Consider the following 5929-nt stretch of genomic DNA (forward strand, 5'->3'; position numbering starts at 1 on the left):
CCTAAATGTATTTGGAACGGACAATGGTCTTTACAATCACCGAGAAAAAATGATATAATTTTCTTCATTAAGACGGCTATTTCTAGCCGTCCTGCCGACTTAGCTCATCTGGTAGATGCGACCGTAGCAAGCGTGCGGTCGTTCACTCGTAACGCGCAGGTGATTGGAGTCTCTCCGCTAAGTCGAAAAATTCATTTGCCGACTTAGCTCATCTGGTAGATGCGACCGTAGCAAGCGTGCGGTCGCTCACTCGTAACGCGCAGATGTTTGGAGTCTCTCCGCTAAGTCGAAAAATTCATTTGCCGACTTAGCTCATCCGGTAGAGCAGCGCCCTCGTAACGCGCAGGTGATTGGTTCAAGTCCGATAGTCGGCTATAGAATCCTGTGAAAACACAGGATTTTTTTATTTGCGAGAAATTCATCCGAAATCAATTCCTTGAACCAATCTCCGGAGTGAGCGCGCCGTCAGGCGAAAAGGCGGCCCCGGAGGCCTTGGTTCAGAGCCTTCGGCAGCTTCGTACCGATAGTCGGCTAGGGATTGTAGCCCCGAAGTAGCCGTAAGGCTATGAGCGTGAGCGAAGGGCGAAAAGCCCGACCCGCTAAAAGCGGGGAGCCGCCAAATTTTCATCTTTATTACACCTACTTTCCCGATTGGTAAAAATCCTGTTTTCTTCTATAATAATCTTCATGCAAAATCACGACCGCCTTCAAAAAATGCTTACGGAGCCGGTGGGACCGCTCATTCTCAAAAACGCGATTCCTACCATTATAACCATGATGGTGACGGCAATTTACAACACCGCCGACACTTTTTTTGTCTCTCAGCTGGGAACTTCGGCCAGCGGGGCTGTGGGCGTGATTTTTTCCCTTATGTTCCTGATGCAGGCCGTGGCATTTACAATCGGCATGGGAAGCGGCAGCATCACCAGCCGTGCCCTTGGAAAAGAAGATTTTGGCAAGGCGAATTCGATTTGCTCCACGGCGATTTTCACGGCTTTTACTGTGGGCGTGATTTTTACCGTCGTGGGAACGATTTTCAAGCGCAGCATAGTCCTTCACCTGGGCTCAACTCCCACGATTCTGCCCTACGCCATGGATTATGCGAAATACATCCTTTTCGGCGCGCCGTTCATCATCACTTCCTTTGCCATGAACAATCTTCTCCGCTTTCAGGGACGGGCGGCGGTCTCCATGATTGGAATGATTTCCGGCGGAATCCTCAACATGATTCTTGACCCTCTTTTCATTTTTGTCTTCAATATGGGAATTTCCGGGGCGGCCATTGCAACCCTTATCAGCCAGATTGTCAGCTTTTCCATCCTGCTTTCAATGTTCATCAGAAAAAAATCCCTGGCCGAGCTTGCCCTTCGCCACATCTCAAAAAATCCCAGGACTTACGGCGACATCATCACCACGGGCCTGCCTTCATTTTTCCGCCAGGGCATGGGCGCCCTTTCAGGCATTTTTTTGAACAAGCAGGCGGCCCGCTACGGAGCCATTACCCTTTCCCTTGCGGCGACCTCTGTTCTGGCGGCGGATGCGGCTGTGGCTGGCATGGCAATTACCAACCGTGTGGACAAATTGCTGCTTTCCATTGCAATCGGGCTGGGGCAGGGCTTTCAGCCGGTTTGCGGAATCAACTACGGAGCGGGGAGACTTGAGCGGGTAAAGCAGGCTTATTCATTTTTGGTGAAGGTCAGTGCCAGCGTGATGACTCTTTCGGCTCTCGTGGTCTTTATTTTTGCTCCAGAAATCGTGCGCCTTTTCCGTGACGATGACGCTGTGGTGGCGGTGGGTGCTTTGGCCCTGCGGATGCAGTCGGCCGTAATGCCCTTTCACTCCCTGATTTTCGGAACAAACATGCTCCTTCAAGTCGCGGGCGAAAAAAAGAGCGCCTCTTTCCTTTCTTCCATGCGGCAGGGGCTTTTGTTCATTCCCTGCATTTTCATCCTTCCCCATGTGGTGAAATTTTTCGGAGCAGAGGCGATTCTCGGCGTTCAGATGACGCAAATGGTCTGTGATTTCCTCGCCGCCCTTTTTGCCGTGCCCTTTACGGTGAGATTTTTTAGGAAGCTGAAAAGTTAAAAGATGGGCGCCACCTGCTTCCCTTCGGCTTCGCTCAGGGAAGCAGGTCGGCTGTTCCGCAGTTCCCTAACGGTCAGCCGCTTCCCTCGCTCACTTTCGTTCGTTCAGTCCAGTGGCCCGCTTCGCGGCTGCTCCATAGCCTGGCGCATTTTCAATTCACTTAAACTGTGGTAAAATCCTTTCATGCAGAATTCTTTCGAGTCCGTAAAATGCGATTGTTTAAGCAGCAAGTACGAAAAGGCAATCAGCCGTGAAATCCCAATTTATTCTCGCGGGAACGGGATCCGCTCCGAGTTTGAGCGCGACTACACCCGCCTTCTTCACTGTCAGGCTTACAGCCGCCTCAAACATAAGACTCAGGTCTTTTTTGCTCCTCACAATGACCATGTCTGCACTAGGATGGAACATGTCCTTCATGTAGCTTCGGTGGCTTCCACAATCGCAAAATATCTTGGCCTCAATCAGGATTTGACTCAGGCAATCGCAATCGGGCATGACATCGGCCACGCTCCTTTCGGCCACTCAGGCGAGGACATCTTAAACGACTTTCTTGGAAAAAAAGAAGGAGCCAACGCTCCCAAAAAATTCTGGCACGAGCGCAATTCACTTTTCTTCGCAGATTTTATCGAAACCCTTGACGACCCCAACGGAATCAAGCGGCCGCTCAACCTCACTTATGCAGTTCGAGACGGACTTATCTGCCATTGCGGTGAAATTGACCAGCAGGGAGTAAGGCCCCGGGAAGAGGCAATCAATCTTTACGACATCAAGCGGCCGGGCCTTGTTCAGCCCTTTACCTGGGAAGGCTGCGTCGTAAAAATCAGCGATAAAATCGCTTTTTTGGGTCGTGACATTCAGGATGCCAGGGCTTATCACCTTCTTGACATGGGAAGTTACCGCCAGCTCAGGGAAATCGTCACCGAAACTCTGGGAATGACAAAAAACGGCAAGACTCTCTCTCACAGGAGCGGGCGGGCTGTGAACCCCAGCGTCCTTATAAACGACATGATTGTTGATTTGTGCGAAAATTCTAATCCCAGTGAAGGCCTTTTCTTTTCTGAAAGTTACTTTCACTTCATCACAGAGCTTAAGCGGTTCAGTTATGCCAACATTTACAATCACTGGCGACTGGTGGAATTCCAGAAATACGCCCGGAATGTCCTTGAAACGATTTTCAACACCCTCATGCGCGCCCAAATCTATGTGCAGAAAGGCACGGTGGAGCTTCATTTAAGCAGCTATCCCCGGCTTGGAGAGGAATTCTCAAAGTGGCTTCTTCACTACACCAACTATGCCGAGAAAACCAATCAGAAAAAGCCCCTGAACTACGAGACTTCCGCCGTCTTCGACATCTTCGACAACGAAAGCTACAAAAAGTGCGTGATTGAATTCATCTCAGGCTTCACCGACGAATTTGCAATAGAGTGCTTCACCGAAGTGATTAGTTTTTAACTTGAGGCTTCCACCCACTAAGCCGTTTTCTTGTAACGCATTTTGTATTCATCAATATGAAGCGGATGCTGCAAAAGCAATTCTTTCATATCTGATTCAAGCACAGAGCCGATGGGAGCATAACTTTTTCCATCAGGACTCTGTTTTATCAAAAAGCCTGCAGGATTTATCATAATGTAAGTGTCTTTCATGTTGTCTTCAAAAACTGCTGTATCAACATCGCCGTTTCTTAGACAAAAATCGCTCCATTCTTTATCGTTTACGAGCATGTCGTCATTGCAAGCGAAAGACTGGCAGCGAAGAATTTTCCATCGGTCAAGGCAAAGATTTTTTACAAAACCTGAAATCAGCTCATTTTTGTTGTACGAGTTGACAACTGTATTCAACTTGATTTTGCAGTCAGAATGTTCACGGATATATTGGCAGATATCAAAAAGCCTTTCGTTCGTGAGAACAGTGCCGTTATTCGAGCATGAACCGATTTTTTTCTTTGTCTCGTCACAAATTGAATGAAAGGAAATTCCTATGCAGTCAAGATTCGGTAAAACAAAATCCAAAATCTCATTCGTAAGAAGAGAGCCGTTCGTGATTACGCTCGTTTCAAGCCCGCTTTTTTTCGCAAAGTCAATCAGTTCAGGCAATTGCTCAATCAAAAATGGCTCACCACCAGCAAAATTGATTCCTTTGAATATTCCGCTTGCGGCGACTTTCTCAACAACATTTTTCATGTGTTCAAAAGAAAGAAAGGATTTTTGAGCATATCGCGCAAAACAGAATTTACATCCAAAATTACAGGCTTCAAGAAGATGATAGTTGACTTTCAAGTTTTTCATCTGTGATATTTCCATGCTTTCCTCCGGCTTAACAGAATTTCAGACGAGCTATTTTACTCACAATGTTCAGACCTTCCCTTTTATCGCTGCCTGTCGCGCTGATTGAAACAGAATGTCTTCCCCTTTCATTTGAGACAAACAGGACTACATGATTTTTCTTCCGCCCGATTAAAATTCCGAGTTTCTGTAAGCCCGATTCAATCTGCGGTGTAATCCTTTTGTAGTCTGTGAAAATTCGTTTGAGTTCATTCCTAAAATCTTTTTGAGACATAATTTTCTCCTCTTGTATAATTAGTGCGATTTCTTTAGAAAAATTGACATTTTACCGCAAGAAATTTGATAAATTCTCTCCGATTTTGCGGCCTGTTATTTTCCTTTATGATTAGGATTCAGCTGCTTACCGCGGTTGCCCTGGTTCTGGTCGTACTGGCGGTTCGTGCCGGCTGTTCCCTTGTTGGCGTTCTGCATGTTGACCGCGTTGTTCGCGGGTGTGATTGGTTTGGTGTTGTTTGGCATCTTGTGCCCTCCTTGAAATTAAAATTTGAGAATATAAATTCCCATTTACGTTTTTTATGATAAAATAAAGGTCATTTGAAAACACCGAGATTTTTCAGACACTTTTTATTTTGGAGAAAATCATATAAAAATGTTGCACGGATATGCGAAACTTGGCGAATTAACAGCATTTATTCGGGATTGTGTCGGCGATGATGTATTGTTAGAAATAAGCGCATCAAAAATCCCTGATTTCAATAAAAATGATAAAGAGCGGATTCAAAAAAGTTGGAATCGCTTATGCAAAGAATCTTCAAATTTATATGAAGTTTATAAAACTGATGAAAATGAAATATTTAACTATGCAAAAGAATTTCTTGAAAAACTCGAAAACATTTACAGCTTTCCAAAATTTATAAAAAAATGTCTGTTTCAGTTTTGCGATAATTTCTACAACGAAATGAAAAAAGAAAAACTCGGCGGATTAGTTGCAGAATTGGAAAGCAGAAATTATGCTTTGTTCAGCATAAATCAAGCGATAAATCTGATTGCGATTCCTAAGTATTGCAGAGAGTTCGAACAGAAAAATGTTCAATCAAAACTTCGCGCATATCTTTCAAAAGATTTGTCATATAAAACTTTATTTGACATTCTGATTCAAAAAACACATTTACCGTCATTAACAAAATATATCGAAGGTTTACAACAGACTTTTGACAATGAAAATAGTAATGATGAAAAACAAGGTCAAAAAATATCTTCTTTTCGAGATACGATTGAATCGGCTTATAAGAAAAATAAAAATCCAACCTGGAAGCGATTTTGTTTTATTTTGAAATATTGCCCGACAGAACTGCAAGCAGATTTTGTTCTTGTATATTTTCTTAACAATATAAGGACTTCTTTTCAAAATCATTTTGAGTTGCAGGAGGGCGATTTTGAAAAGATAAAAAGCGACTTGGACTTTTTTGCAAATGCAACTTCTGATTTTTCTATAGTTACAGAGCAGCTTGCACAATCCTACCAATCTTATTCAACTCTTTTATTCGGAGGAGAACAGCAAA

Annotated in this window: 6 protein-coding genes and 1 tRNA gene; 4 read left to right on the forward strand and 3 right to left on the reverse strand. The window is 44.4% G+C overall.

Annotated elements, in window-relative coordinates; genetic code table 11:
- The first annotated feature begins 301 nt into the window (after positions 1-301).
- The 3 genes from B2089_RS09670 to B2089_RS09680 all read left to right on the forward strand — a co-directional run bounded on the left by B2089_RS09670 (position 302) and on the right by B2089_RS09680 (position 3537).
- Positions 302-374, forward strand: a tRNA-Thr gene (locus B2089_RS09670).
- A 313-nt stretch (positions 375-687) separates the two neighbouring features.
- Complete coding sequence (locus B2089_RS09675) at positions 688-2085, forward strand: MATE family efflux transporter (RefSeq protein ID WP_296687035.1); 1398 nt, start codon at positions 688-690, stop codon at positions 2083-2085.
- Between the two features lie 183 nt (positions 2086-2268).
- Positions 2269-3537 carry a deoxyguanosinetriphosphate triphosphohydrolase family protein gene (locus B2089_RS09680; protein WP_296687038.1) on the forward strand — a complete coding sequence of 423 codons (1269 nt, stop codon included), beginning with the start codon at positions 2269-2271 and terminating at the stop codon, positions 3535-3537.
- A gap of 17 nt (positions 3538-3554) precedes the next feature.
- On the opposite strand, the gene B2089_RS09685 is transcribed toward B2089_RS09680, so the two are convergent.
- The 3 genes from B2089_RS09685 to B2089_RS09695 all read right to left on the reverse strand — a co-directional run bounded on the left by B2089_RS09685 (position 3555) and on the right by B2089_RS09695 (position 4886).
- Complete coding sequence (locus B2089_RS09685) at positions 3555-4385, reverse strand: viperin family antiviral radical SAM protein (protein WP_296687040.1); 831 nt, start codon at positions 4383-4385, stop codon at positions 3555-3557.
- A gap of 13 nt (positions 4386-4398) precedes the next feature.
- Complete coding sequence (locus B2089_RS09690) at positions 4399-4641, reverse strand: hypothetical protein (RefSeq protein ID WP_296687043.1); 243 nt, start codon at positions 4639-4641, stop codon at positions 4399-4401.
- 95 nt (positions 4642-4736) lie between these two features.
- A complete protein-coding gene (locus B2089_RS09695) occupies positions 4737-4886 on the reverse strand; it encodes a hypothetical protein (protein WP_296687045.1) in 150 nt (49 codons plus the stop codon).
- Between the two features lie 130 nt (positions 4887-5016).
- Between B2089_RS09695 and B2089_RS09700 the strand changes: the two genes are divergently transcribed.
- On the forward strand, positions 5017-5929 hold a 913-nt coding region (locus B2089_RS09700; protein WP_296687047.1), incomplete at its 3' end, for a hypothetical protein.

It is taken from the genome of Treponema sp. UBA3813, assembly GCA_002368605.1.
Taxonomy (GTDB): Bacteria; Spirochaetota; Spirochaetia; order Treponematales; family Treponemataceae; genus Treponema_D.

Excerpts from the sequence above, each read along its gene's own strand:
- B2089_RS09680 (WP_296687038.1), top strand. The coding sequence starts at position 2,269 with ATGCAGAATTCTTTCGAGTCCGTAAAATGCGATTGTTTAAGCAGCAAG.
- B2089_RS09675 (WP_296687035.1), top strand. The coding sequence starts at position 688 with ATGCAAAATCACGACCGCCTTCAAAAAATGCTTACGGAGCCGGTGGGA.
- B2089_RS09685 (WP_296687040.1), bottom strand. The coding sequence starts at position 4,385 with ATGGAAATATCACAGATGAAAAACTTGAAAGTCAACTATCATCTTCTT.
- B2089_RS09690 (WP_296687043.1), bottom strand. The coding sequence starts at position 4,641 with ATGTCTCAAAAAGATTTTAGGAATGAACTCAAACGAATTTTCACAGAC.
- B2089_RS09695 (WP_296687045.1), bottom strand. The coding sequence starts at position 4,886 with ATGCCAAACAACACCAAACCAATCACACCCGCGAACAACGCGGTCAAC.